Source organism: Noviherbaspirillum malthae, assembly GCF_015352985.1.
Taxonomy (GTDB): domain Bacteria; phylum Pseudomonadota; class Gammaproteobacteria; order Burkholderiales; family Burkholderiaceae_D; genus Noviherbaspirillum; species Noviherbaspirillum malthae.
Window position 1 is genome coordinate 1 of the sequence record NZ_JACYXF010000198.1, and the last position, 767, is coordinate 767.

Sequence of the window (767 nt, forward strand, 5' to 3'; positions counted from 1 at the left end):
TTCGAGCCAGCTTTCGCTCAATTCAACATACTGCTTCGCAACTTCGTCCATGATCCGCCCTCCAACCTTACCTTGGCAGTTGGACTGCAAACGTCAACAAACATTCGGCTTACTTACAGCTGTAGTATTAGAACTCGTTTCATTAATAGGTAGTCAATGTTTTTTTCGGCATGAAGAGGTTTCATCATGGCGCGAAGAGAAGAACTTACCGATGAACAATGGGCAGTCCTCGAGTCGCTCATTTTCGGAACGCCAGCCCGCGAACGCAGGCAGTCTGGCGCTGGAATCGGTGGCGACCGTCAGGCGCAGCCCCGGTACGGAGATGCGTGCAATGGCGTCTTGGAAAACCTGATTCACCATCAGGATCTTCGCTTCGCCTTTGTTTAGCACATATTCGGTCTGGGGCGGCGCCAAGCGCCAATTGACCGGCATGCTGACAGCACTGATCTTGTAGGCGGCCATCAGCAGCATTCGTTTGCATGTACGCTCGGTAGGCAAGTATCTGACGCTCTCGGGCTTCAGGCCGCAAAAGCCGATCCGGCGAGCTATGAACAGTCATCGCAGGCGGTAAGCGAGTGGCTGGAGCAAACCTACCCGGAGATCGCGCTTCGCGCCAAGAAAGAGGACGCCGAGATTCACTGGGGCGACGAGACAGCGCTGGTGAACACGGATGTGCAGGGACGCAGTTTTGCGCCCAGGGGCAAAACGCCGGGGACGCTGGCCGTAGGCGGCACACGGGAAAAGCTGTCGAAGATTGCCACGGTGAC

Annotated in this window: 1 protein-coding gene and 1 pseudogene; one reads left to right on the forward strand and one right to left on the reverse strand. The window is 55.9% G+C overall.

The annotated features are described in order from the left end of the window. Positions 1-153: 153 nt before the first annotated feature. Positions 154-471: an AMP-binding protein gene (locus IGW03_RS37745; RefSeq protein ID WP_151639265.1), complete on the reverse strand. Its 318-nt coding sequence runs from the start codon at positions 469-471 to the stop codon at positions 154-156. 1 nt (position 472) lies between these two features. On the opposite strand from IGW03_RS37745, the pseudogene IGW03_RS37750 reads away from it, so the two are divergent. Then, positions 473-767: pseudogene (locus tag IGW03_RS37750) on the forward strand (winged helix-turn-helix domain-containing protein); the annotation flags it as partial.

Excerpts from the sequence above, each read along its gene's own strand:
- IGW03_RS37745 (WP_151639265.1), bottom strand. The coding sequence starts at position 471 with ATGCTGCTGATGGCCGCCTACAAGATCAGTGCTGTCAGCATGCCGGTC.